The sequence below is a fragment of the [Mannheimia] succiniciproducens MBEL55E genome (genome assembly GCF_000007745.1).
GTDB lineage: Bacteria > Pseudomonadota > Gammaproteobacteria > Enterobacterales > Pasteurellaceae > Basfia > Basfia succiniciproducens.
Window position 1 is genome coordinate 1914813 of the sequence record NC_006300.1, and the last position, 22664, is coordinate 1937476.

The 22664-nt window shown below is 42.9% G+C and carries 25 protein-coding genes and 2 pseudogenes; 15 read left to right on the forward strand and 12 right to left on the reverse strand.

Annotation, left to right across the window (positions count from 1 at the left end; all coding sequences use genetic code 11):
- Window positions 1-204: 204 nt before the first annotated feature.
- From rpsB to coaBC, 6 genes are all read right to left on the reverse strand, one after another.
- Window positions 205-933: a 30S ribosomal protein S2 gene (gene rpsB, locus MS_RS08840; RefSeq protein WP_011201093.1), complete on the reverse strand. Its 729-nt coding sequence runs from the start codon at window positions 931-933 to the stop codon at window positions 205-207.
- Window positions 934-1218: 285 nt separating this feature from the next.
- Window positions 1219-1830 carry a cAMP-activated global transcriptional regulator CRP gene (gene crp, locus MS_RS08845; RefSeq protein ID WP_041640237.1) on the reverse strand — a complete coding sequence of 204 codons (612 nt, stop codon included), beginning with the start codon at window positions 1828-1830 and terminating at the stop codon, window positions 1219-1221.
- A gap of 123 nt (window positions 1831-1953) precedes the next feature.
- Entirely contained in the window at window positions 1954-2160 is a 207-nt protein-coding gene (locus MS_RS08850; protein WP_011201095.1) for a YheU family protein, read from the reverse strand.
- Window positions 2161-2169: 9 nt separating this feature from the next.
- The gene (gene slmA / locus MS_RS08855; RefSeq protein WP_041640016.1) at window positions 2170-2823 is read right to left on the reverse strand and encodes a nucleoid occlusion factor SlmA; all 654 of its coding nucleotides are present in this window, start codon (window positions 2821-2823) and stop codon (window positions 2170-2172) included.
- Window positions 2824-3279, reverse strand: coding sequence for a dUTP diphosphatase (dut, locus tag MS_RS08860; protein ID WP_011201097.1), 456 nt, complete (start codon window positions 3277-3279; stop codon window positions 2824-2826).
- Window positions 3280-3318: 39 nt separating this feature from the next.
- Entirely contained in the window at window positions 3319-4524 is a 1206-nt protein-coding gene (coaBC, locus tag MS_RS08865; protein WP_041640018.1) for a bifunctional phosphopantothenoylcysteine decarboxylase/phosphopantothenate--cysteine ligase CoaBC, read from the reverse strand.
- A 198-nt stretch (window positions 4525-4722) separates the two neighbouring features.
- On the opposite strand from coaBC, the pseudogene radC reads away from it, so the two are divergent.
- The 4 genes and pseudogenes from radC to mutM all read left to right on the forward strand — a co-directional run bounded on the left by radC (window position 4723) and on the right by mutM (window position 6940).
- Window positions 4723-5392: pseudogene (radC, locus tag MS_RS08870) on the forward strand (DNA repair protein RadC).
- Window positions 5393-5629: 237 nt separating this feature from the next.
- Window positions 5630-5866: a 50S ribosomal protein L28 gene (gene rpmB, locus MS_RS08875; protein WP_011201102.1), complete on the forward strand. Its 237-nt coding sequence runs from the start codon at window positions 5630-5632 to the stop codon at window positions 5864-5866.
- 11 nt (window positions 5867-5877) lie between these two features.
- Window positions 5878-6048, forward strand: a complete 171-nt coding sequence (rpmG, locus tag MS_RS08880; protein ID WP_005758425.1) for a 50S ribosomal protein L33 — start codon at window positions 5878-5880, stop codon at window positions 6046-6048.
- A gap of 79 nt (window positions 6049-6127) precedes the next feature.
- Entirely contained in the window at window positions 6128-6940 is an 813-nt protein-coding gene (gene mutM / locus MS_RS08885; protein ID WP_041640022.1) for a bifunctional DNA-formamidopyrimidine glycosylase/DNA-(apurinic or apyrimidinic site) lyase, read from the forward strand.
- Between the two features lie 32 nt (window positions 6941-6972).
- Here the strand turns inward: mutM and MS_RS08890 are convergent, their stop codons facing one another.
- The gene (locus tag MS_RS08890; RefSeq protein ID WP_011201105.1) at window positions 6973-8100 is read right to left on the reverse strand and encodes an anhydro-N-acetylmuramic acid kinase; all 1128 of its coding nucleotides are present in this window, start codon (window positions 8098-8100) and stop codon (window positions 6973-6975) included.
- A gap of 374 nt (window positions 8101-8474) precedes the next feature.
- On the opposite strand from MS_RS08890, the pseudogene MS_RS11040 reads away from it, so the two are divergent.
- The 3 genes and pseudogenes from MS_RS11040 to srmB form a co-directional block, all read left to right on the forward strand.
- Window positions 8475-8603, forward strand: a pseudogene (locus MS_RS11040) (MFS transporter); the annotation flags it as partial.
- Between the two features lie 47 nt (window positions 8604-8650).
- Entirely contained in the window at window positions 8651-10015 is a 1365-nt protein-coding gene (gene glmU, locus MS_RS08900; RefSeq protein ID WP_041640238.1) for a bifunctional UDP-N-acetylglucosamine diphosphorylase/glucosamine-1-phosphate N-acetyltransferase GlmU, read from the forward strand.
- Window positions 10016-10112: 97 nt separating this feature from the next.
- The gene (gene srmB, locus MS_RS08905) at window positions 10113-11450 is read left to right on the forward strand and encodes an ATP-dependent RNA helicase SrmB (protein ID WP_011201108.1); all 1338 of its coding nucleotides are present in this window, start codon (window positions 10113-10115) and stop codon (window positions 11448-11450) included.
- Window positions 11451-11581: 131 nt separating this feature from the next.
- Here srmB and coaD read toward each other — a convergent pair whose 3' ends face one another.
- Both coaD and waaA read right to left on the reverse strand, forming a co-directional pair.
- Window positions 11582-12061: a pantetheine-phosphate adenylyltransferase gene (gene coaD / locus MS_RS08910; protein ID WP_011201109.1), complete on the reverse strand. Its 480-nt coding sequence runs from the start codon at window positions 12059-12061 to the stop codon at window positions 11582-11584.
- Window positions 12058-13338: a lipid IV(A) 3-deoxy-D-manno-octulosonic acid transferase gene (gene waaA, locus MS_RS08915; protein WP_011201110.1), complete on the reverse strand. Its 1281-nt coding sequence runs from the start codon at window positions 13336-13338 to the stop codon at window positions 12058-12060. Before waaA ends, coaD begins: the two co-directional genes overlap by 4 nt.
- A 207-nt stretch (window positions 13339-13545) precedes the next feature.
- Here waaA and glyQ point away from each other — a divergent pair, with 207 nt between their 5' ends.
- The 4 genes from glyQ (at window position 13546) to glyS (ending at window position 17991) form a co-directional block, all read left to right on the forward strand.
- Window positions 13546-14487 carry a glycine--tRNA ligase subunit alpha gene (gene glyQ, locus MS_RS08920; RefSeq protein ID WP_011201111.1) on the forward strand — a complete coding sequence of 314 codons (942 nt, stop codon included), beginning with the start codon at window positions 13546-13548 and terminating at the stop codon, window positions 14485-14487.
- A gap of 123 nt (window positions 14488-14610) precedes the next feature.
- Window positions 14611-14985: an endonuclease domain-containing protein gene (locus tag MS_RS08925; protein WP_011201112.1), complete on the forward strand. Its 375-nt coding sequence runs from the start codon at window positions 14611-14613 to the stop codon at window positions 14983-14985.
- A gap of 276 nt (window positions 14986-15261) precedes the next feature.
- Window positions 15262-15870, forward strand: coding sequence for a PIN domain-containing protein (locus tag MS_RS08930; RefSeq protein WP_011201113.1), 609 nt, complete (start codon window positions 15262-15264; stop codon window positions 15868-15870).
- A gap of 51 nt (window positions 15871-15921) precedes the next feature.
- Window positions 15922-17991 (forward strand): glycine--tRNA ligase subunit beta, encoded by a 2070-nt coding sequence (gene glyS, locus MS_RS08935; RefSeq protein ID WP_011201114.1) that lies wholly within the window; start codon window positions 15922-15924, stop codon window positions 17989-17991.
- Window positions 17992-18047: 56 nt separating this feature from the next.
- On the opposite strand, the gene MS_RS08940 is transcribed toward glyS, so the two are convergent.
- Entirely contained in the window at window positions 18048-18395 is a 348-nt protein-coding gene (locus MS_RS08940) for a DUF4870 family protein (RefSeq protein WP_011201115.1), read from the reverse strand.
- A gap of 11 nt (window positions 18396-18406) precedes the next feature.
- On the reverse strand, window positions 18407-19474 hold the full coding sequence (locus MS_RS08945; protein ID WP_011201116.1) for an AI-2E family transporter: 1068 nt from the start codon (window positions 19472-19474) through the stop codon (window positions 18407-18409).
- Between the two features lie 170 nt (window positions 19475-19644).
- Between MS_RS08945 and arsC the strand changes: the two genes are divergently transcribed.
- The 3 genes from arsC to MS_RS08960 all read left to right on the forward strand — a co-directional run bounded on the left by arsC (window position 19645) and on the right by MS_RS08960 (window position 20691).
- Window positions 19645-19995: an arsenate reductase (glutaredoxin) gene (gene arsC / locus MS_RS08950; RefSeq protein ID WP_011201117.1), complete on the forward strand. Its 351-nt coding sequence runs from the start codon at window positions 19645-19647 to the stop codon at window positions 19993-19995.
- Between the two features lie 72 nt (window positions 19996-20067).
- Window positions 20068-20337: an alternative ribosome-rescue factor A gene (locus MS_RS08955; RefSeq protein ID WP_041640025.1), complete on the forward strand. Its 270-nt coding sequence runs from the start codon at window positions 20068-20070 to the stop codon at window positions 20335-20337.
- Window positions 20338-20397: 60 nt separating this feature from the next.
- Complete coding sequence (locus MS_RS08960; protein WP_041640027.1) at window positions 20398-20691, forward strand: DUF5377 family protein; 294 nt, start codon at window positions 20398-20400, stop codon at window positions 20689-20691.
- Between the two features lie 119 nt (window positions 20692-20810).
- Here MS_RS08960 and MS_RS08965 read toward each other — a convergent pair whose 3' ends face one another.
- A complete protein-coding gene (locus tag MS_RS08965) occupies window positions 20811-21854 on the reverse strand; it encodes a glycosyltransferase family 9 protein (RefSeq protein WP_011201120.1) in 1044 nt (347 codons plus the stop codon).
- An 86-nt stretch (window positions 21855-21940) separates the two neighbouring features.
- Between MS_RS08965 and MS_RS08970 the strand changes: the two genes are divergently transcribed.
- Window positions 21941-22663: a 3-deoxy-D-manno-octulosonic acid kinase gene (locus MS_RS08970; RefSeq protein WP_041640030.1), complete on the forward strand. Its 723-nt coding sequence runs from the start codon at window positions 21941-21943 to the stop codon at window positions 22661-22663.
- The last annotated feature ends 1 nt before the right edge of the window (window position 22664 follow it).

Below are 22664 nucleotides of genomic sequence, written 5' to 3' on the forward strand. Positions count from 1 at the left end.
ATTTGATTGAGAACGATGCTTAAAACTCAGAGAAAAAGCACCGCACTTTTAAGAAGTTGTTTGTAGGAGCGAATCGCATTCATCCTAATTATCCCCAACTCTCATTAGGGAAGGGCGTATGCGATACGCCCCTACATAGAATTAAAACGAAACAGGGAACTTAAAAGCCCCCTGTTTCTTATAGGGCTTGCCTATAAACCGGAATTACTCTGCCGCTACTTCTTCAGCGAATTTTTCTTCGGTTGCAGTTTGTTGGCTACGACCTTCTTTAACAGCCGCTGCCGCTGCCGTTACATATAACTGAATTGCGCGAGTCGCATCGTCGTTACCAGGAATAACGAAATCAATGCCGTCCGGATTAGAGTTAGTATCAACTACTGCGAATACAGGAATACCTAAGTTATTTGCTTCTTTGATCGCGATATGTTCGTAGTCTGCACCGATTACGAAAATAGCGTCAGGAAGGCCGGCCATATCTTTAATACCGCCAAGGCTTAACTCAAGTTTTTCCATTTCACGTGTACGAACTAAAGCTTCTTTTTTAGTTAATTTATCGAATGTACCGTCTTGAGATTGAGTTTCTAAATCTTTTAAACGTTTGATTGATTGACGAACCGTTTTCCAGTTAGTCAACATACCGCCTAACCAACGGTGATTTACATAATATTGTTGACAGTCTAATGCTGCTGCTTGAACTGCTTCAGTCGCTGCGCGTTTTGTACCAACGAATAAAATTTTACCGTTGTTACTTGCGATACGTGTTAATTCGGCTAACGCACCATTAAACATAGGAACTGTTTTTTCTAAGTTAATGATGTGAACACCGTTGCGAGGACCATAAATGAATGGTTTCATTTTAGGGTTCCAGTAACGAGTTTGGTGACCGAAATGAACGCCTGCTTGTAGCATATCGCGCATTGAAACTTGTGCCATAATATTTTCCTTTTTAATTGGGGTTTTGCCTCCACATATCAAGCAAATCGACCGTTTGGCACCCCGATTTACCCGAACGATATGTGTGTGATTTAAGTTAATGAGTTTGTCATTCCGAAAAGACGGAAGAACGGCGCACTTTATACCACAAAGTGCGGTTAAAAACTAGCAAATTTTCATGAAAGATGAAAAAAGAAATATGAAAAAAGCCTATTTAAAATAGGCTTTAAACATAAAATCAGAGCTTTAATTTCATTCGGAAATTATCCGCCTTCCTGATTTGGCTTATCTCGTACCGAATACCACGATAGTTTTACCATGAGCGGCAATCAGATTTTGATCTTCCAGCATTTTTAAAATGCGGCCTACGGTTTCACGGGAACAACCCACCATTTGCCCGATTTCCTGACGGGTAATCTTGATTTGCATCCCGTCCGGGTGAGTCATGGCATCCGGCATTTTTGCCAGATTCAACAGGGTTTGCGCAATACGCCCGGTTACATCCAAGAATGCCAGATTACTCACTTGTTTTGAGGTATTTTGCAAGCGTCTGGAAAGTTGTGCCGACAAATACATCAGAATCTCGGGATTAACCTGTAATAATTGACGGAATTTTTTGTAAGACACCTCGGCAATTTCACAGGCGTTTTTGGCTTTCACCCAGGCAGAACGAACCTGACCTTCTTCAAATAAACCGACTTCGCCGAAAAACTCACCCTGGCTTAAATAAGAAAGGATCATTTCTTTTCCCTCTTCATCTTTAACCATTACCGCAGCGGAACCCTTTACAATATAATAAAGCGTATCGGCGCGTTCACCCGCATGAATTAAAGTCGTTTTAGCCGGATATTTATGAATATGGCAATGAGAAAGAAACCAATCAAGCGTCGGATCCATCGGCGACGCGGGTTGAACCGGTTGGGTCTGTGGTAACACATTTGTTTGATGCGCATTCACTTGTTCTAGCATAAAAACCTCTTTCAGCTATTTAACTCTTGGATAAAAGTCCATTTTTAAAGTTTAGGTTGTCGTTTTAATATCAATAGTCTCATGCAATTCTGACCAAAAAATAACAGCCTTGCCACTATGAATCTGTTTCAGCAAATTATCTCTTTTTTCTGCGAGGGAAAGTTCTTCCATGCCGTAATCCGTGCCTTCACGCAAAATAAAGCTTTCCACAATATTGATTAGCGTGTCCGGTTCCAACTCTTGCCATGGAATAATCATGAGGTTTCTCTATTCAAATAAAGGCTCGATAAAACGCCATTGCTGTTCAAAGCCCTGATTCGGCATATGACGAAAGTTAGTACGTACCAAACGCATAAACTGACCTTCGCAAAAAGTCACTAAATAAGTCGCGATGGTGCGCTCGTCAATGGGAAAAGTCTTGCCTTCCCGTAATTTACGCATTTGTAAAATATTAACGAACTGCAATTCCAGACGGTCGAAAAACAAAGCGACCCGCGCTTGTAGTTTCGCCTCTTCAAACATTAACGCATGCCCCGTTAACACTCGGGTTAATCCGGGATTTTTTCGCGCAAAATCAAAAATCATCTGCAAAATATCATGCACGCGGTTTAACGTGTTAGTTTCCATCTTAATGGAATAACTGATGCGGCTGAATAAACTGCTTTCAATATTTTCAATTAAAGCTTCAAACATTTTTGTTTTACTCGGAAAATATCGGTATAAAGCCGCTTCAGAAACGCCCACTTCCTTCGCTAAACGCGCAGTCGTCATTCGCTCCATCCCCTTTTCGGAATGCAGCAAATGGGTTAAAACGGTAAGCACCTGCTGACGGCGCTCCTTGATACTGCGCTTTTCAATTTTAGCCGATTGTTTTTCCGGTTCCGGCTCGATACTGTCGAGAGTTAATTGTTCTGCCATAATCTATTGCTTGCCCGAATGACCGAAACCGCCTTCACCACGCTCAGTTTGCGTAAAATCCGTCACAATATTAAATTCCGCCTGTACCACCGGCACAAAAACCAGTTGAGCGATTCTGTCTCCCACTTCAATACGAAACGGCTGTTCGCCCCGGTTCCACATTGAAACCATCAGCGGCCCCTGATAATCCGAATCAATTAAACCAACCAGGTTGCCTAACACAATACCGTGTTTATGACCTAATCCCGAACGAGGCAGAATAACCGCCGCTAAATTCGGATCCGCGATATAAATTGACAACCCGGTCGGAATCAATTTTGTTTCACCCGGTTGCAAATCAAACCCTTCTTCAATTAAAGCGCGCAAATCCAATCCGGCGGATCCCGAGGTAGCATAAGCGGGCAAAGGAAATTCGTTGCCAATACGGCTATCTAAAATTTTGACGTCAATTTTTTTCATTTATTATCCATGCTCGACATAATCAGTATGTCTTATTATTTACTTACGATATAACTCTATAATTTCTTGTACCAAAGATTTCGCTAAGGCTTTTTTAGTATCAGTCGGTAACACTTTTTCACCGTTTTGCCAGAATAAATGGAGCGTATTTTGCTCCGCACCGAACACGCTACCGCCCACTACATCGTTTGCACAAATTAAATCCAGATTTTTGCGTTGCAACTTATCTTTCGCATATTGTTCTACATTTTGCGTTTCAGCCGCAAAACCGACCACAAAAGGGCGATTCTCCGTTAAATGCGCCACATCGGCAATAATATCGGGATTTTTTATTAAATTTAAAGTGAGTTCGTCATTATCGTCGGTTTTCTTGATTTTTTGCTCGGAAACCTCGGCGACACGATAATCCGCCACCGCCGCACAGCCGATAAATATATGATTTTCCACCGCACTTTTCATGGACTGTTGCCACATTTGTCGGGCGGAAACCACATTTATCCGGTTAACCTTATCCGGCGCGGCTAAATTAACCGGACCGGAAATTAACGTTACTTCCGCACCTCTGTCTGCAAAGGCTTGAGCGATAGCAAATCCCATTTTTCCCGAACTATGATTGCTGATATAACGAACGGGATCAATCGCCTCGCGAGTAGGACCTGCGGTAATGGCAACCTTTATACCTAATAAATCCTGACGAAGAAATAAAGCTTCACAAAGTGCGGCATAAATTTCCGCAGGTTCGGACATACGTCCCGCCCCCACATCACCACAGGCTTGAAAACCGCTGTTCGGCCCTATCAGTTTTACACCGCGTTCCGCCAAAGACTTCAGATTTTGCCGAGTAACGGCTTGACTGAACATTTGTTGATTCATTGCCGGCGCAAGGAAAATCGGTGCAGCGCTCGCCAAACAAACAGTGGAAAGCAAATCATTTGCCATTCCCACGGTAAAACGGGCGATAAAATCGGCACTCGCCGGAGCAATAATAATCGCATCCGCCCATTTTGCCAACTCAATATGGCCCATCGCCAATTCCGCCTGAGGATCCAACAAAGATTGCGCTACGGGATTACCGGAAATAGCCTGCAAAGTAAGCGGAGTAACAAATTCTGCCGCCGCTGCGGTTAACACTACACGCACTTCCGCATTACTTTTACGTAAAAGGCGAATAAATTCAATGGTTTTATAGGCGGCAATACCGCCTGTAATACCCACAACAATTCGCTTACCGTTAAGATTCCGCATTACTCCTCCGGCACCCAAAAACCATAGTTTAGGAAACATAAGATAAAGACAAACAAGTTCTGACATTCTACTTCAAAACTAAGTGAAGAAAAAATTTTATTTTTGCGATCCGTTTCAAAAAATTGATCTAGCTCAGTAGGCATTATGGAATTTTCTACGCAAAGTAATCCTTCGATTAAAAATAAAGGAGAACGCCTTATGCTACAAATAGAAAAAGAAAACCTGATGCCCCGTGAAAAACTGTTAAAATTTGGCGCTAACACTTTGGATAATAAAGAATTATTAGCGATATTCTTACGCACGGGAATAAAAAACTGCCCGGTAATGCAGCTTTCGGAAGCCGTCTTAACGCATTTCGGCTCATTACGACAATTAATTAATGCCGACCGGCACAATTTTGCGCCTTTAAGGGCATCGGCATCACTCAATTTATCCAATTACAGGCCTGTACGGAAATGACTAAGCGCTATTTACTTGAAGAGCTGCAACAAAATCAGGAATTCAACTCAACGGATACCGCCAGAATTTATCTGCAAACCGCCTTGGAACAACGGGAACGAGAAATCTTTCTGGTACTTTTTCTGGATAATCAACATCGTTTAATCAAACAGGAAGAAATGTTTCTCGGTACTATAAATAGTGCGGTCATTCATCCTCGGGAAATTATTAAAACGGCATTATATTGTAATGCGGCGGCAATGATCCTTGCCCATAATCACCTTCGGGAATCGCCGAACCGAGTCAATCGGATCGCCATATTACGGAAAGGATCCGTCAGGCGGCAAATTTAATGGATATTCGCCTGTTAGATCACTTTATCATCGGCAAAGGTTGCTACTTTTCTTTTAGCGAGGCGGGCTGGTTATAACGTTCAGGCTTGATCATTTTAAGCTTTTGTGTAAAATTTCGCAGAAAATTAAAGGAAATCTAAATTTTAATGCGCTTTATACTTGAGAATAGCAGATAAAGTAAGTATAATCAGCGACCTTTGATATAGTTAGCGGGTCGGATACTGCGACCTGACGAGGTGGCTTACAAAATCAAGCTGATTTTGAAGTAGTCCGAACCCTAAGCTCGAGCTTATATTTAATTATTGGAGATTATTATGTCTAGAGTCTGTCAAGTAACAGGCAAGCGTCCGGCAGTTGGTAACAACCGTTCACACGCATTAAACGCGACTCGTCGTCGTTTTCTACCAAACTTACATACTCACCGTTTCTGGGTTGAGTCTGAAAACCGTTTCGTAACTTTACGCTTAACTGCGAAAGGTATGCGTATTATCGATAAAAAAGGCATTGATGCAGTATTGGCTGACATCCGTGCTCGTGGCGAAAAAATCTAAGGAGCTAAAAAATGGCAGCTAAAGGCGCTCGTGAGAAAATCCGTTTAGTTTCTTCAGCAGAAACAGGTCACTTCTACACAACTGATAAAAACAAACGTAATATGCCTGAAAAAATGGAAATCAAAAAATTTGATCCGGTTGTGCGTAAACACGTTATCTATAAAGAAGCTAAAATCAAATAATTTAGCTTGTAAATTGAGAAACCCGAACTTTTGTTCGGGTTTTTTGTTATGTCGCCAGAACCCCGATAGGAATACAGTCATGCCTGAATTACCCGAAGTCGAAACCGCTAAAAATGGTATTACGCCTTATTTAGAAGGTTATCTCATTGAAAAGATTATTGTTCGTCAGCCTAAATTACGCTGGGAAGTCAGCCCGCAGCTGGCACAGATTTCTCAACAAAAAATTACCGCACTTTCCCGCCGGGCAAAATATCTGATTATTCATACGGAACAAGGCTATATCATAGGACATTTGGGGATGTCGGGCTCGGTGCGAATTGTATCCGCTCGGGATCCCGTCGATAAACATGACCACTTGGATATTGTAATGAATAACGGCAAAATTATGCGGTATAACGATCCTCGCCGTTTTGGCACCTGGCTTTGGAGCGCCAATCTTGATGAATTTCATCTGTTTTTAAAATTAGGTCCTGAGCCGCTTTCCGATGAATTTAACGCGGAATATCTGTTCAAAAAATCACGCAAAAAACAAACGCCCGTTAAAAACTTTTTGATGGATAATTCGGTTGTTGTGGGTGTAGGCAATATCTACGCCAATGAAACTCTGTTTATGTGCGGTTTACATCCGGAGAAAATCACCGCCAAACTGACAAAAGCGCAATGTGCGTTACTGGTGGAAAAAATCAAACAAGAACTCAAACGGGCTATCGAACAGGGCGGAACCACCCTGAAAGACTTTTTACAACCCGACGGCAGACCCGGTTATTTCGCGCAGGAGCTACAAATTTACGGCAAGAAAGGTGCGCCCTGCCCAAACTGCGGTACAAAAATCGAAAGTTTGGTGGTCGCCCAACGAAACAGTTACTTCTGCCCGAAATGCCAGAAGAAATAATGATATTTCATGGCGGGTTATTTCGCTCTCACCTATTTAGGAAAAATCACACCTAAACTAACCTCACTTTTCGCCCCGGTGACACTAGGCAAGTTGCTCGGCAAATTATGTATTCTGCGATAAGCAAGCCAGGCAAATGCCGCCGCCTCGACGTAATCGATATCCAAACCGAATTCCGAGGTGGTCGAAACCTGCCACTCAGCCAAAAGTGCCGTTAAACGTTGCATAATCAATGGATTTCGCGCACCGCCGCCACAAACTAACAGCAAATTAGTGCGGTCGGATTTTTGCAATTTTTTCAATTCGTTGGCAATACTTAAAGCGGTAAATTCCACCAGTGTGCGTTGCACATCCTGTGGCGAAGGCATCGGTTGCGAAAGTGCGGTGAATTTTTCCAGTTTTTTATTAAGCCAGGCAAGATTAAACAATTCCCGCCCGGTACTTTTCGGCGGTGCCTGCTGAAAAAAGGGTTCCGCCAGCAAATCCGTTAAAAGTGCGGTGGAAATTTTACCGTTTTTTGCCCATAGAGCGTCTTTATCGTAGCGTTTGCCCTGATGAAGTTCAATCCAGGAATCCAGCAACGCATTGCCTACGCTCACATCATAACCGACGGTCGGACAATTTTCTTCCAGCACGGAAATATTGCTGATTCCGCCAATATTCAACACCACCGTCAATCGTTCCGCCGCAAAAAATAAATCCTGATGAAAAGCCGGTACTAAAGGCGCGCCCTGACCGCCCAGCGCCATATCTTTACGGCGGAAATCACCTACCGTGGTGATACCGGTTTTTGCCGCAACCAAATTCATATCGCCGATTTGCATTGTGAACGGAAATTCGCAATTCGGCGAATGCCACACCGTTTGTCCGTGGCAACCGACTGCGCAAATATCTTCGGATTTTAACCGCACTTTTTGCAAAAAACGATTGATACTTTCTGCATAAAGAAGCCCTAATTGGTGGTCAATTTCGCCTAAATTCCGCAAACTTGTCTCTCCGGATCGCAAAAGTGCGGTCAGTTTTTCACGAATTTTTTCCGGCATCGGAGTAAAATCCGTTGCCATCAATTTTGGGGGATTCAGAGTGAAATCCATCAAGGCTAAATCCACACCGTCAAGGCTGGTTCCCGACATTACGCCGATATAATATTGTTTCATCATTTTTCTTACATTAGGAGCCGCTTGTTAATAGGGCTGTGCTATTCACCGCGTTTTACGCCTAGCCTGCGGCTATTTTAGGCGACAACGCAACCGGTTATAAAAGATAAACAGGCCCTAAATTTGGTTAATTATATCGAATATTCACCTAAAAAACGGTAAAATCTCGCCTATTTTTGGGGGATATTTATGAATTTACAAAAACTATTACTAACCCGGCGATTTATTTCCACTATGGCGTATTTTGCCATGCAGTCGGTATTTTTTATTTATTTGCCGCAATCATTTGCTTCGGACTGGGCAGCTGTTTGTTCGGAACCAATGCAAGAGCCTGCTTATTAGCCCCCAGTGATTTCTATAGCGAAAAACCAATTGTAATGGCAAATATTTTGGTGAAGTTTGATAACGGCGAAAACCGCGGATTTATCTTCGGTTCTTCGCGTCTGGTTTTATCCTTTTTAACGATGTTGGTGATGAATTTAATCCCTCACTTGTTCTTAATTTAGAAAAATCGTGTAAAATAACCGCAGTTTTTACTGGAGAGATGATTATTATGAAAAAACTTAGTGTTGTAATCCTTGCCGCCGGCAAAGGAACCCGTATGTATTCCGATTTACCGAAAGTGCTGCATAAAATTGCCGGCAAACCGATGGTAAAACACGTTATTGATACGGCAAAACAATTAAGTGCGGATCAAATTCATTTAATTTACGGGCATGGCGCCGATTTATTAAAATCGCATCTTGCCGATGAGCCGGTAAACTGGGTTTTCCAGGCGGAACAGCTTGGTACCGGGCACGCCATGCAACAAGCGGCGCCATTTTTTGCAGACGATGAAAACATTCTCATGCTTTATGGTGACAGCCCGCTAATCAGCAAAGAAACCTTAGAAAAATTAATCGCCGCGAAACCTGAAAACGGTATTGCCTTATTAACGGTTAATCTGGACAACCCCACAGGCTACGGACGAATCATTCGTGAAAAAGGTTCTGTGGTGGCAATTGTGGAACAAAAAGACGCCGATGCGGAACAATTAAAAATTACCGAAGTAAATACCGGCGTAATGGTGTCTGACGGCGCCAGCTTCAAAAAATGGTTAGGCCGCTTAAACAATAACAATGCGCAAGGCGAATATTACATGACCGACGTTATAGGTCTGGCTAATCAGGACGGTTTCCAGGTAGCGGCAGTTTCCGCAACGGATAAAATGGAAGTGGAAGGCGCCAATAACCGCCTGCAATTAGCCGCACTTGAACGTTATTATCAACACAAACAGGCGGAGCGTTTATTACTTGAAGGCGTAATGTTAATTGATCCGGCGCGTTTTGACCTGCGCGGTACGCTGGAACACGGCAAAGACTGCGAAATTGACGTGAATGTGATTATCGAAGGTTCGGTAAAATTAGGCGACCGGGTAAAAATCGGTGCGGGTTGCGTAATTAAAAACTGTGAAATCGGTGACGACGTTGAAATCAAACCTTATTCCGTGTTTGAAGATTCAACCATTGGCGCCCGCGCCTCTATCGGACCTTTCTCACGTTTACGCCCGGGAGCGGAACTTGCCGAAGAAACCCATATTGGTAACTTTGTGGAAATCAAAAAAGCAACCGTAGGCAAAGGTTCGAAAGTCAATCATTTAACTTATGTGGGCGATGCGCAGGTCGGTACCGACTGTAACCTCGGCGCAGGTGTCATCACCTGTAACTACGACGGTGCAAACAAATTCAAAACGGTTATCGGCGATAACGTATTTGTCGGTTCCGACGTGCAATTAGTCGCGCCGGTGAACGTTGCAAACGGTGCGACAATCGGTGCGGGTACCACGGTGACAAAAGATATCGGCGAAAACGAATTAGTTATCAGCCGTGTTCCTCAGCGACACATTGCAGGCTGGCAACGACCAACCAAGAAAAAATAACTCCGACTAAAACTCCGCCAAAATCCACCGCACTTTTTCATCTAAAGTGCGGTATAATTTCCCCCAATTTTATAATCTTAGCCATTTGAGAATATTCATGCCACAACCACAATTTGAAGATTTCGATCTTTCTCCCGAACTGTTAAAAGCCTTAGCCCAAAAAGGTTATGCGCGCCCTACCGCCATTCAATCGGAAGCGATTCCGGCGGCAATGGACGAGCGCGACGTCTTGGGTTCGGCACCTACGGGAACGGGCAAAACCGCCGCTTTTTTATTACCGGCGATTCAACATTTGTTGGATTATCCACGCCGTAAACCCGGTGCGCCGCGGGTTTTAGTGTTAACCCCGACCCGCGAACTCGCTATGCAGGTGGCACAGCAAGCGGAGGAATTGGCTCAATTTACCAAGTTGAGTATTGCCACCATTACGGGCGGCGTCGCTTATCAAAACCATGGCGAAATATTCAATAAAAATCAGGATATCGTCGTGGCAACGCCCGGCCGTCTGTTGCAATATATCAAAGAGGAAAACTTTGATTGCCGTGCGGTGGAAATCCTTATTTTTGATGAAGCGGATCGTATGTTGCAAATGGGCTTTGGTCAGGATGCGGAAAAAATTTCCGCTGAAACCCGCTGGCGTAAACAAACCTTTTTGTTCTCGGCGACTTTAGAAGGCGAGTTACTGGTGGATTTTGCCGAACGCATTTTAACGGATCCGGTGAAAATCGATGCGGAACCAAGCCGTCGCGAACGCAAGAAAATCAACCAATGGTATTACCATGCGGACAGCTATGAACATAAAGTCAAACTGTTAGCCCGTTTTATTGCCGATGAGCAGGTCAGCAAAGGAATTGTTTTTGTGCGCCGCCGCGAAGACGTGCGGGAGCTTTCCGAAATTCTGCGCAAACGCGGTATTCGCAGTACTTATTTAGAAGGCGAAATGGCACAAACCCAACGAAATAATGCTATCGATAAATTAAAAAACGGCATTGTTACCCTGTTAGTCGCCACTGACGTTGCCGCCCGAGGCATTGATATTGAAGATATCAGCCATGTGATGAACTTCGACCTGCCCTACAATGCGGATACCTATTTACACCGTATCGGTCGTACCGCTCGTGCCGGCAAAAAAGGAACCGCGGTATCTTTTGTTGAAGGTCATGATTATAAATATCTCGGCAAAATCAAACGTTATACCGAAGAATTACTCAAACCCCGAATTATTGAAGGTTTAGAGCCTCGTACCAAAGCACCGAAAGACGGCGAAATCAAAACTGTATCTAAAAAACAAAAAGCGTACATTCGCCAAAAACGGGAAGAAAAGAGAAAAACAACACAGAAAAAAGCCAAATTGCGCCGTCAGGATACTAAAAATATCGGCAAACGCCGCACACCTAAGGCGGTATCAGAAGCGCAGGCAAAAGAAATACGGTGATAAAAAATAAGGCGGTAACATACCGCCTTAACTTTTATTGTGAAATTATACCCAATGTTTTTCTTTTTTTAGGGGGCATGCGAATATCCCATATTATGTTCCTGCCCAACAAAGATAAGTGCGGTCGGTTTTTAGCGATTTTTTTCCATTAATGCGGTTAAAACCGGTGGAGGCACGAACTGACTTACATCACCGCGATGCAAATAAATTTCCCGTACAATCGTTGAAGATACATAAGACCATTTTTCCGTGGAAGGCAAAAACAGGCTTTCCACTCCGTCGGTTAAGGCCCGGTTTAAATGGGCTAATTGCAGTTCGTATTCAAAGTCCATTGTTGTGCGCATACCGCGAATAATCGCCGTAATATGGCGTTCCTTCACGACGTTCGCCAATAAATCGGAAAAGCCGATAACCTGCACGTTCGGCAAATGAGCGACGGATTCTTCCGCCAAACGCACTCTTTCGGCTAATTCAAACAACGGCTTTTTTGTGGGATTTGAGGCGACGGCCACTAAAACTTGGGGAAAAAGTACCGCACTTCGCTCAATAATATCCAAATGCCCGTAAGTAATGGGGTCAAAAGTACCGGGATAAATTACTGTTTTTGTCATTTTTTATTTTCCAAATAAGGGGTGAGCAACTGCAGCAGGCGTTGTAAAGCACCGCGGTTTTCAATCAACACTTCATAGCCCGCATTACCGTAACGCTCTCGCAGCGCCGGCGATAATAAGAATTTCTCCACCGCAGAAGAAAGTGCGGTCGAATTTTCTTTAATTTCCAATACGCCGTTAACATCGCGCAATTTGGTAAATACTTCCGGAAAATTAAACGTATGATAACCGCTGATAACAGGCAGTTTAAAGGCTAAAGGCTCTAACGGGTTATGTCCGCCATGTTTTACCAAGCTGCCGCCTACAAATGCAATATCCGAAATGCCGTACAATAACATCATTTCACCCATAGTATCGCCCAGTACTACTTGCGTATCCGAACCGGGCGCTACGTTTTCACTTCGACGACAATAGCTGAAACCGCCTTTCACGATTAAATCCTCGACGGCCTTAAAGCGTTCCGGATGGCGTGGAACCAGAATAAGCAATAAATCAGGGAATTTTTGTAATAAACTACGATGAGCCTGGAGAACGATACCTTCTTCGCCTTCATGGGTACTTGCCGCAATCCAAACCGGCCGTTCCCCCGCCCATTCCTGATGAAGCCGCTTGATTTGTTGCGATAAGGCGTCGGAAATCACCAAATCATATTTGATATTTCCCGTAAGCTGCAAATCACCCCGATAGCCCAAATCAAGGTAACGGTTGCCGCTAATGTCATCCTGCGGCGCAATTAAACTAATCTCGTTAAACATTCGGTTTAAAATATTTTTCACCCAGCCGTAACGTTTTGCCGAACGTGCAGATAAACGGGCGTTTGCAATAATAAAAGGAATATTTTTATTATGTAACTGACGGATAAGGTTCGGCCAGATTTCCGTTTCGATCACAATGCAGGCTTTCGGGCGCACAAAACGAATAAAACGATCCATTGCATCAGGTAAATCATAAGGCAAATAAAAATGACTCACGGAATCTCCGAAAGCCGCTTTTACGCGATCGGAACCGGTCGGCGTGACTGTAGTCATGGTAATAGGTAAATCCGGATAATCCTGCTGAATACGGCGTACTAACGGGGTTGCCGCAATCACTTCACCAACGGAAGCGGCATGCACAATAATGCCCTGAGGCTTCGGTGGCGTGAGATTTGCATAAATTCCATAACGCTCATTAAGGCGTTTACGGTAATTCGGCGATTTGATGCTACGCAATAAAATAAATAACAACACAAAAGGCTGCAAAATATACATCGCAAAAGAATAAACAAAACGTAGCATAATAATTTCAAAATCAAAGGTTGATGATGTCGCCTAGTATAAAGGTTCATTATCAAGAGACAAGAGGAATCTCGCAAAAAGTTATTTACCCTTTTTGAAAAAATCCCCAAAAAAGCACCGCACTTTTCCTTTTGCATAGTGGGATAATGCTTGAAATTACAGTATAATAGCCCACATTTTCCTTAACCTTTTTATAAAAATATAATTATGAGCGCAAAATTTAACGTTAAAACCTTCCAAGGTATGATTCTCGCCCTGCAGGATTACTGGGCGCAACAAGGCTGCACCATCGTGCAACCCTTCGATATGGAAGTGGGAGCCGGCACATCCCACCCGATGACCGCACTACGCGCATTAGGTCCGGAACCTATGGCATTCGCCTATGTTCAGCCTTCCCGCCGCCCGACGGACGGTCGCTACGGCGAAAACCCGAACCGTTTACAGCACTATTATCAATTCCAAGTAGTAATCAAACCATCGCCGGACAATATTCAAGAGCTATATTTAGGTTCGCTCAAAATGCTGGGCTTTGACCCAACCCAACACGACATTCGTTTTGTGGAAGATAACTGGGAAAATCCGACTTTAGGCGCATGGGGTTTAGGCTGGGAAGTATGGTTAAACGGTATGGAAGTCACCCAGTTTACCTATTTCCAACAAGTAGGCGGGCTGGAATGTAAACCGGTTACCGGCGAAGTAACCTACGGTTTGGAACGCTTGGCGATGTACATTCAGGGCGTGGATTCCGTTTACGACTTGGTATATTCCGACGGCCCTTTAGGCAAAACCACCTACGGCGATGTATTCCATCAAAACGAAGTGGAACAGTCCACCTATAACTTCGAATACGCCGATGTGGATTTCCTGTTTGAATGTTTCAACAAATACGAACAAGAAGCGAAATTTCTGTTAAAACAGGAACCCCGCATGGAAAATGACAAAGAAATCTGGGTGGAAACCGCATTACCGTTACCGGCCTACGAACGCATTTTAAAAGCCGCTCACAGCTTCAACTTACTCGACGCCCGCAAAGCGATTTCCGTCACCGAACGCCAACGCTACATTTTACGCATCCGCGCCTTAACCAAAGGTGTGGCGGAAGCCTATTATGCCAGCCGCGAAGCACTTGGGTTTCCGGGGTGTAAGTAAGCCTAAATCTCCCCCTTCCCCCCTCTTTGCGAAAGAGGGGATGTTGTGAAAGAATGGAGAGCTTATGTTTAAGATGACTTGTTCCCCCCTCTTTTATAAAGGGAAGCTAGGGGAGATTTAAAAATGCAACCCTACTCAAAATCACTAAAAGAGCTTTCGCAAAAATTACGTTCTGATCAAACGGATGCAGAACGGAAATTATGGCAACGGATAAACCGAGAGCAGCTTCTGGGATTTCGGTTTAATCGACAGAAGCCGTTGTTAAATTACATTGTGGATTTTTACTGTCCAAAGGCAAAGCTGATTATTGAGTTAGACGGAAGTCAGCATTATGAACCCGATTATCAAGGAAAAGACGCCTTGCGGGATGCTGAATTGAATTCGCTCGGATTTACGGTAATGCGCTTTAGTAATGACGAAGTGTATTATGAAATTGAAGCGGTGGTGGATCAGATTTATTTGTTTTTGGAGAGTATAGATCACGATAGGGCTGATTGAGTATGAGCGTTAAATATGTTCTTCCAAATCCCCCCTAGCCCCTCTTTGCTAAAGAGGGGGATCGGATCTCCAAAAAGTTAAAGAATACGGTTCTTCATCAACAATTAAAAATTTAACATGCAAATTAGTCCACGATACTCAATTCCGCACAAACCCCAGTCCCCCTCTTTAGCAAAGAGGGGCTAGGGGAGATTTGGCAGAAGTGAAAAGCAACTCCAAATGTAAAATAAACCGTAGGATATTAACTAATTCATATAACCCTAAGGAAAATAAGAAATGAAATATGCCTTTATTGATTATGAGAATCTTCATTCTTTGGATGGATTAGAATTACAGAATTATAAACGAATTTTCTTATTTATTGGCGCTAATCAAACCAATATTAGACTTACGGAAAAATTTGATGATGAAATAAATGTTACTTTTGTAACTATTAAAGATGTATCCAGCAATAATGTTGACTTCCATATTGCTTATTATCTAGGAAAATTAGACGCTACCGTAGATAAAAACATTGAGTTTCACATTTTATCAAAAGACCAAGGTTATAATGGAATATGTTCTTTTATTAGACATCAGCGGGAAAATCGTCATTGTAGTAGAATTGCTCCGGCTGTATCAGAACCCCTAGCATTACCTAAACCAGACGAAAGCTCAAAACAGAAGATAGAAATTATTTTTAAAGAATACAAATCCTTTATGGTGAAAAGAGAGAAAAAACATTTACCGACAAAAACACAGTCCCTACGTAATAATATTCACAACCAAACCAGTTTAAAAGGTTTGGAAAAACAAGACGTAAATAATGTAATCATTAAGGTAATAAACAAACTATCTCAAGAAAAACTATTAAAAATTACTGATTCAAAAGTCAGTTATCCTTAAATTTAAAAATCAAAACGGTGGTTCAAGCCCATCTTACAAGAGAAAAAACAAATGACAACACAAAACTTCCTCGCCGAGATCGGCACTGAAGAGCTGCCGCCGAAGGCGCTTAAAAAATTAGCGACGGCGTTTGCCGAAAATGTTGAAAACGAGTTAAACCAAGCGGGTTTGACCTTTGAAAAAGTCCAATGGTTTGCGGCGCCCCGTCGTTTGGCGGTAAAAGTATTAAACCTTGCGACTAGCCAACCTACTAAAGAAATTGAAAAACGCGGGCCTGCGGTATCGGCAGCTTTTGATGCGGAAGGTAAACCGACCAAAGCGGCTGAAGGTTGGGCGCGTGGTTGTGGGATTACTGTTGAGCAAGCGGAACGTTTGGCAACGGATAAAGGCGAATGGTTAGTACATCGTGCGACTATCGAAGGTCAGCCGACCAAAAACTTAATGCTCGACATTGTGACTCGTTCGCTGGCAAATTTACCGATTCCCAAAATGATGCGTTGGGGCGATAAAACCGAGCAGTTCGTGCGTCCGGTTCATACCGTCAGCTTGTTGTTAGGCGGCGAGTTAATTGAAGGCGAGATTTTAGGCATTGCCAGCGGTCGTACTATTCGCGGCCACCGTTTCCTGGGTGAAGCGGAATTCCAAATCGCTCACGCCGATGAATATCCGCAAATCCTCAAAGACAAAGGTTCGGTCATTGCCGACTTTAACGAGCGTCGAGCCATTATTCTGGCGGATTCTCAGGCAAAAGCCAGCGCACTTGGCGGCGTGGCGGATATTGAAGACGACTTGTTAGACGAGGTGACTTCGTTGGTGGAATTCCCGAACGTGTTAACCGCCACCTTTGAAGAGCGTTTCCTGGCGGTGCCGGCGGAAGCCCTGGTGTATACCATGAAAGGCGACCAAAAATATTTCCCGATTTACGATAAAAACGGCAAATTGTTACCGCACTTTATTTTCGTCTCGAATATTAATCCTACGGATCCGACACCGATTATCGAAGGTAATGAGAAAGTGGTGCGTCCGCGTTTGTCGGATGCAGAGTTCTTCTTTAATACTGATAAAAAACAGCGTTTGGAAGATTTATTGCCGCGTTTAGAAACCGTCTTGTTCCAACAACAATTAGGTACGTTGTTAGATAAAACCAAACGAATTCAGGCGCTTGCAGGTGAAATCGCCACTCAAATCGGTGCAGACAAAGCCAAAGCGGAACGAGCGGGCTTGCTGTCAAAATGCGACCTAATGACCAACATGGTATTTGAATTTACCGACACCCAAGGCGTAATGGGTATGCACTATGCCCGCCACGACGGTGAAGACGAAGAGGTGGCGGTAGCCTTGAACGAGCAATATATGCCGCGTTTTGCCGGCGATAACCTGCCGAACAGCTTGGTGGCAAGTTCCGTGGCATTGGCGGATAAATTCGACACGCTCACTGGGATTTTCGGTATCGGTCAGGCGCCGAAAGGTAGTGCCGACCCATTCGCATTACGTCGTGCAGCATTAGGTGCGTTACGTATTATCGTGGAGAAAAATTTACCGTTAGATCTGGCAGAAATTGTGAAAAAATCCACCGCACTATTTGCTGATCGTTTGACTAATCAAAACGTAGTGGACGATGTCGTGGACTTTATGCTCGGCCGTTTCCGCGCCTGGTATCAGGACGAAGGCATCGCGGTAGACGTGATTCAAGCGGTGCTGGCGCGTCGTCCGACTAAACCGGCGGATTTTGACGCCCGGGTGCGTGCGGTATCCCATTTCCGTACCCTTGATTCTGCGGAAGCCTTGGCGGCGGCTAATAAACGGGTAAGCAATATTCTTGCCAAGATCGAAGGCGAAATCTCCTCAAAAATCGACCGCACTTTATTGCTTGAGCCGGAAGAAAAAGCCTTAGCGGAGCAAGTGCTCGCATTGCAATCGGAACTGGCGCCGTTGTTTGCCAAAGGCGAATATCAACCCGCTCTTGACCGTTTGGCAGGCTTGCGTGAAGTTATCGACAACTTCTTCGATAAAGTCATGGTGAATGCGGAAGATGAAAAACTGCGTCAAAACCGTCAGGCAATTTTAAATACCCTGCGTAATCTGTTCTTACAGGTAGCGGATATTTCTCTATTGCAATAAGAAAATGCAAAAAGTAAAGGCTTGGGATTCCAAGCCTTTTACTTTTTCACTAAACGCTATTTAAACCAACTTTCTCCGTTTACTTCCCGATTACCGTAAAAATTCTGAAAGCCGGATGCTACACGATAAACATACCAGGCAAATATAAACCAAAAAATCACGGGCACAAAAATAAGGAATGAACCGATAAACGCCACAATAAAAGTCTTAATTAAATAATTACAATGGGTTTGCGCCAACACGGAAAGTTCTTCGCGTTTCATAAAAGCAAACACGGCGCCGATAATGGCTAACGGTTTAAACACTACGGCCAAAATAAATAATCCGTAGATGATGTACATATAAGTACGATTTTTATCTTCAGTTAACTTCTCTAATTCATTTTTAAATTGTTGCTCATTCATAACAGCTCCTATTAAGAAATAGCTTCGTCTTCATTGGAAGGCCAGGCATTTACCACCGCTTTAACTAAAGTTGCGAGCGGGATAGCAAAAAAAACACCCCAAAACCCCCATAATCCACCAAAAATCAACACGGCAATAATGATGGTTAACGGATGTAGATTCACCGCCTCGGAAAATAAATAAGGCACTAATAAATTACCGTCCAATAACTGGCTGACAATATAAGCGGTCATTAAATAACCGAATGTCGGCGTTGCGCCGAATTGGAAAATCGCTACTAATGCCACCGGAATGGTCACTAATACGGCGCCGATATAAGGAATCAGTACGGACAATCCCACCGCTACGGCAAGCAGTAACGGATAACGCAAGCCGAAGAAGAGGAAAATAATATAACTCACCACGGCGACAATTAAAATTTCAAATAACTTACCGCGAATATAATTGGCGATTTGTAATTGCATTTCCTGCCACACTTTGGATGCTAACGTTCTGTTTTTTGGTAAAAAACGGCTGAAACCGGCAATAAGTTCATCCTGATCCTTCACCATGAAAAACACCATTAAAGGCACTAAAAACGCATAAATCCCAATGGTGACTAAATTCATTAACGAAGATAGAGAAAATTTGACCGCACTTTCACCAAACGCCAGTGTTTTTTCACGAATTGTGATAAACAGGCTGTCAATCATTTGATAATCCACTAATTCGGGATAACTCTCCGGTAAAGACATCACCCATTGATGGGATAAATTCAACATATTCGGCAAATCACTGAATAAATTAACGGTTTGATTAATCAATGTCGGGATTAAACCGAAAATCATCAGAATGGTCACCGCAATAAAACCGCCAAGAATCAGCAGAATGGAAAGAAAACGCGGTAATTTCAATTTATCGGAAAGAAACGAAATCGGCATTTCCAATAAATAAGCCAAAACCAGGGCAATCAATAAAGGCGCGATTAAATCGCTAAAAAAATAAATTGCGACAAAGCCAAAAAACAAAATAGCGGCAAGCCCCATTGCCTGTGGATCGCTGAAACGGCGTAGATACCAATTTTTTAGCATCTCAATCATGATCTGTCCTCATTAAAAAAGTTTTTTTGATTATAAGATAAAACGGGCTTGATTGATAAGAATTCTTTATTCGTTTTATCACCTATCGGGTTCGCTATATTTCTATTGTGTAACAATATAATTCCCGCTATGATTTTGTGCTGGTCGAACATATCAACTAAGGAAAAATCATGTCGGTTATTATTTATCATAATCCGCGCTGTTCAAAAAGCCGAGAAACATTAAAACTGCTTCAGGATCAAAATATTAATGCGGAAATCGTACTTTATCTGGAGAAACGTTTTTCCGTCAGCGAATTACAAAGTTTGATGAAAAAACTCAATATTCATAGCCCAAAAGAAATGATGAGAATAAAAGATGCGCTCTATCAGGAATTACAGCTGAATAATGAGCATATTTCCGAACAGGAATTGTTAGAGGCAATCGGCAATCACCCGGCGTTATTGGAACGCCCGATCGTAATTAACGGCGATAAAGCAAAAATAGGGCGACCGCCGGAAGCGGTGCTGAGCATTTTGTAATTTTAACATTTAACCTTATAATAAACATCGCTCTATTTGTTGAGCGATGTTTTTTATGATCCGGAGGAAATTATGGCAAAAAAAACAAACCAAGTACCTATTGCGGAAAACAGCCAAACCGCTTATCTGCATAATCGAGGTACAATTCAGGATAATGCGGTCAAAGCATTATTACGCACACCTTTATTCAGATCGCGTATTGAGAAAAAGTTGAAAGGTAAAGGAAGTTATCAACGTAAAGCAAAACATGCAGGCAGATATTTTGAAAAACCCGATGATAAGAGTTTTGGTTACAAAAGTTTTATCATCGGGTTTTTATTAGGGCCTGCCTATCTTTTATGAACAGACCTTAATTCAACACAGTATTCTCAATAAAAAATGCAAACAACGATAGAGGTTAATATGTCTGTAAAAACTGAACTTTTATTTTCAAACACATGGAATGTCCGTATTAGCGACCCCGGTGAAGAAGGCGCTCACAGCCATTTTTTCGAAACCATTTATATTACTTTAGAAGCATATATCGACGGCGATAACGTATCTTACGAATTTACCCGAAAGGTAGAAGATGAAGTGAAAATCAAGCGTAATTTCACTCAACTAGACGAATTGTTCAAATTTCTGGCGGATTATTTAGACGCGGTATCATTAGGCAATTTAGGCGTGAAAATCGGTCAATTGGGCTTGGTCAAATAACCTTTTTACCTTAACGACATAAGCGGTTTTACAATTTATTATATTGTTCCATCTTCAATATATTAGGGGCTGTTTATCTTTTATAAACAGCCCCTAAGTCGCTCATTTATATTATACCGTTAAATAACGGCAAGTTTTTTCATTTGTTCGACCACGTCTTCCACCTGAATCTGGCTCATCAGATTTTTACCTGTTAATTTGGTTGCCCAGGGCAATTGGTCGGAAGGCTTGCCGTATTCCTTCCGCACATTTTTTTCATACACCGAAACTACATTTGCCAGATTATTATAAGGCCCTGTACGCAGCGGGTTATGATAAGCATATAAACCAATCACCGGCGTACCTTGAGTTGTTGCCATATGAGCCGGCCCCGAGTCCGGCGAAATGACAAGATCCGCCATACTGATTAATGCCACCAGTTGTTTAAGGTTCGTTTTACCCGACAAATTAACAGGTTGAAAATCACAAAGTGCGGTAATTTTTTGTAAAATTTCGACTTCCCGTTTTGCCGAAGAACCGCATAAAATCACATTCACATTATGCTGATGAGCAATATTCGCCACTTGCGCATAGCGTTCTATCAGCCAATCTTTTTCCGCTTTGCTTGAACAGGGGGAAATAATCAGATTTTTACGCGCCGGATCAATATAAGGCTTAACCGCCTCTTTATCCTGCTCGGAAACCGCCAACTGCCAATGAGGCGCTTCAACCGGCACGCCAAGATATTCTACAAACGCCATAAAACCGTCAAGTACATGGGGATTTTGAGGATCCCGAACTTTTCGGTTAGTAAACAGCCACTGTCCTTCCCTTGCCCGCTGTTTACCAAAACCGATTTTATAACGCGCCTTAATGCCAAACGAAAGAACCGATGCACGAAATGCGGTCTGCATATTTAACAGCGCATCAAAACGGCGATGTTTAAGTTGTCTCCATAAGGCAAGAACCCCTTTCCAGCCCGATTTTTTGTCATACACAATCAATTCCGCATTAGGAATGCCCGCCAATAACTGCGCTTCGGTTTTGCCGACAATCCAGCTGATTTCCGTTTCAGGCCAATATTTCTGAATCTGCTGCACCGCCGCTAACGCATGGCAAACATCGCCAATTGCAGATAAACGCAATACACATAAAGATTTCGGAGCTTGATTAAAAAGTGCCATAAGGTTCTCACATTATTAATTGTATTTTGGTCTCGCCGTTATTTTAAAGTAGAATACGGCTATTCGCTATATCAGTGAGGAAGGATATGCTTCAAGTTCAGCACGAAAATCACTTTTTTTTATTTAATTTTGATGAGAACCGACCGAATCAGGAACATTTTTTCGAATCCTATTTCTGGCAAAAACAAAATCGGATTATAGGTTCCGCGAAAGGGCGCGGCACCACTTGGTTTATTCAGTCACAAGATTTGTTCGGTGTGAATACGGCATTGCGTCATTATTACCGCGGCGGATTATGGGGAAAAATCAATAAGGATCGTTATGCTTTTTCTTCATTAGAAGAAACCCGAAGTTTTGCCGAATTCAATTTGCTAAACCGGCTTTATCAGGCGGGCTTGCCCGTGCCGAAACCTATCGGCGCTCATGTAGAAAAATTAGCTTTTAATCATTATCGTGCGGATTTACTAAGCGAACGTATTGAAAATACGCAAGATTTGACCGCACTTTTACCTAATACGGAATTAACCGCCGAACAATGGCAACAAATCGGCAAGCTAATCCGCCGATTACATGATTTGCAAATCTGCCACACCGATTTGAATGCCCACAATATTCTGATCCGACAGCAAAATAATGACACTAAATTCTGGCTGATTGATTTTGATAAGTGCGGTGAAAAACCGGGAAATTTATGGAAACAAGAAAACCTGCAACGCCTGCACCGTTCCTTCCTTAAAGAAGTAAAAAGAATGCGAATTCAATTTTCTGAAAAAAACTGGGCTGATTTGTTAAACGGCTATCAAAACTAAA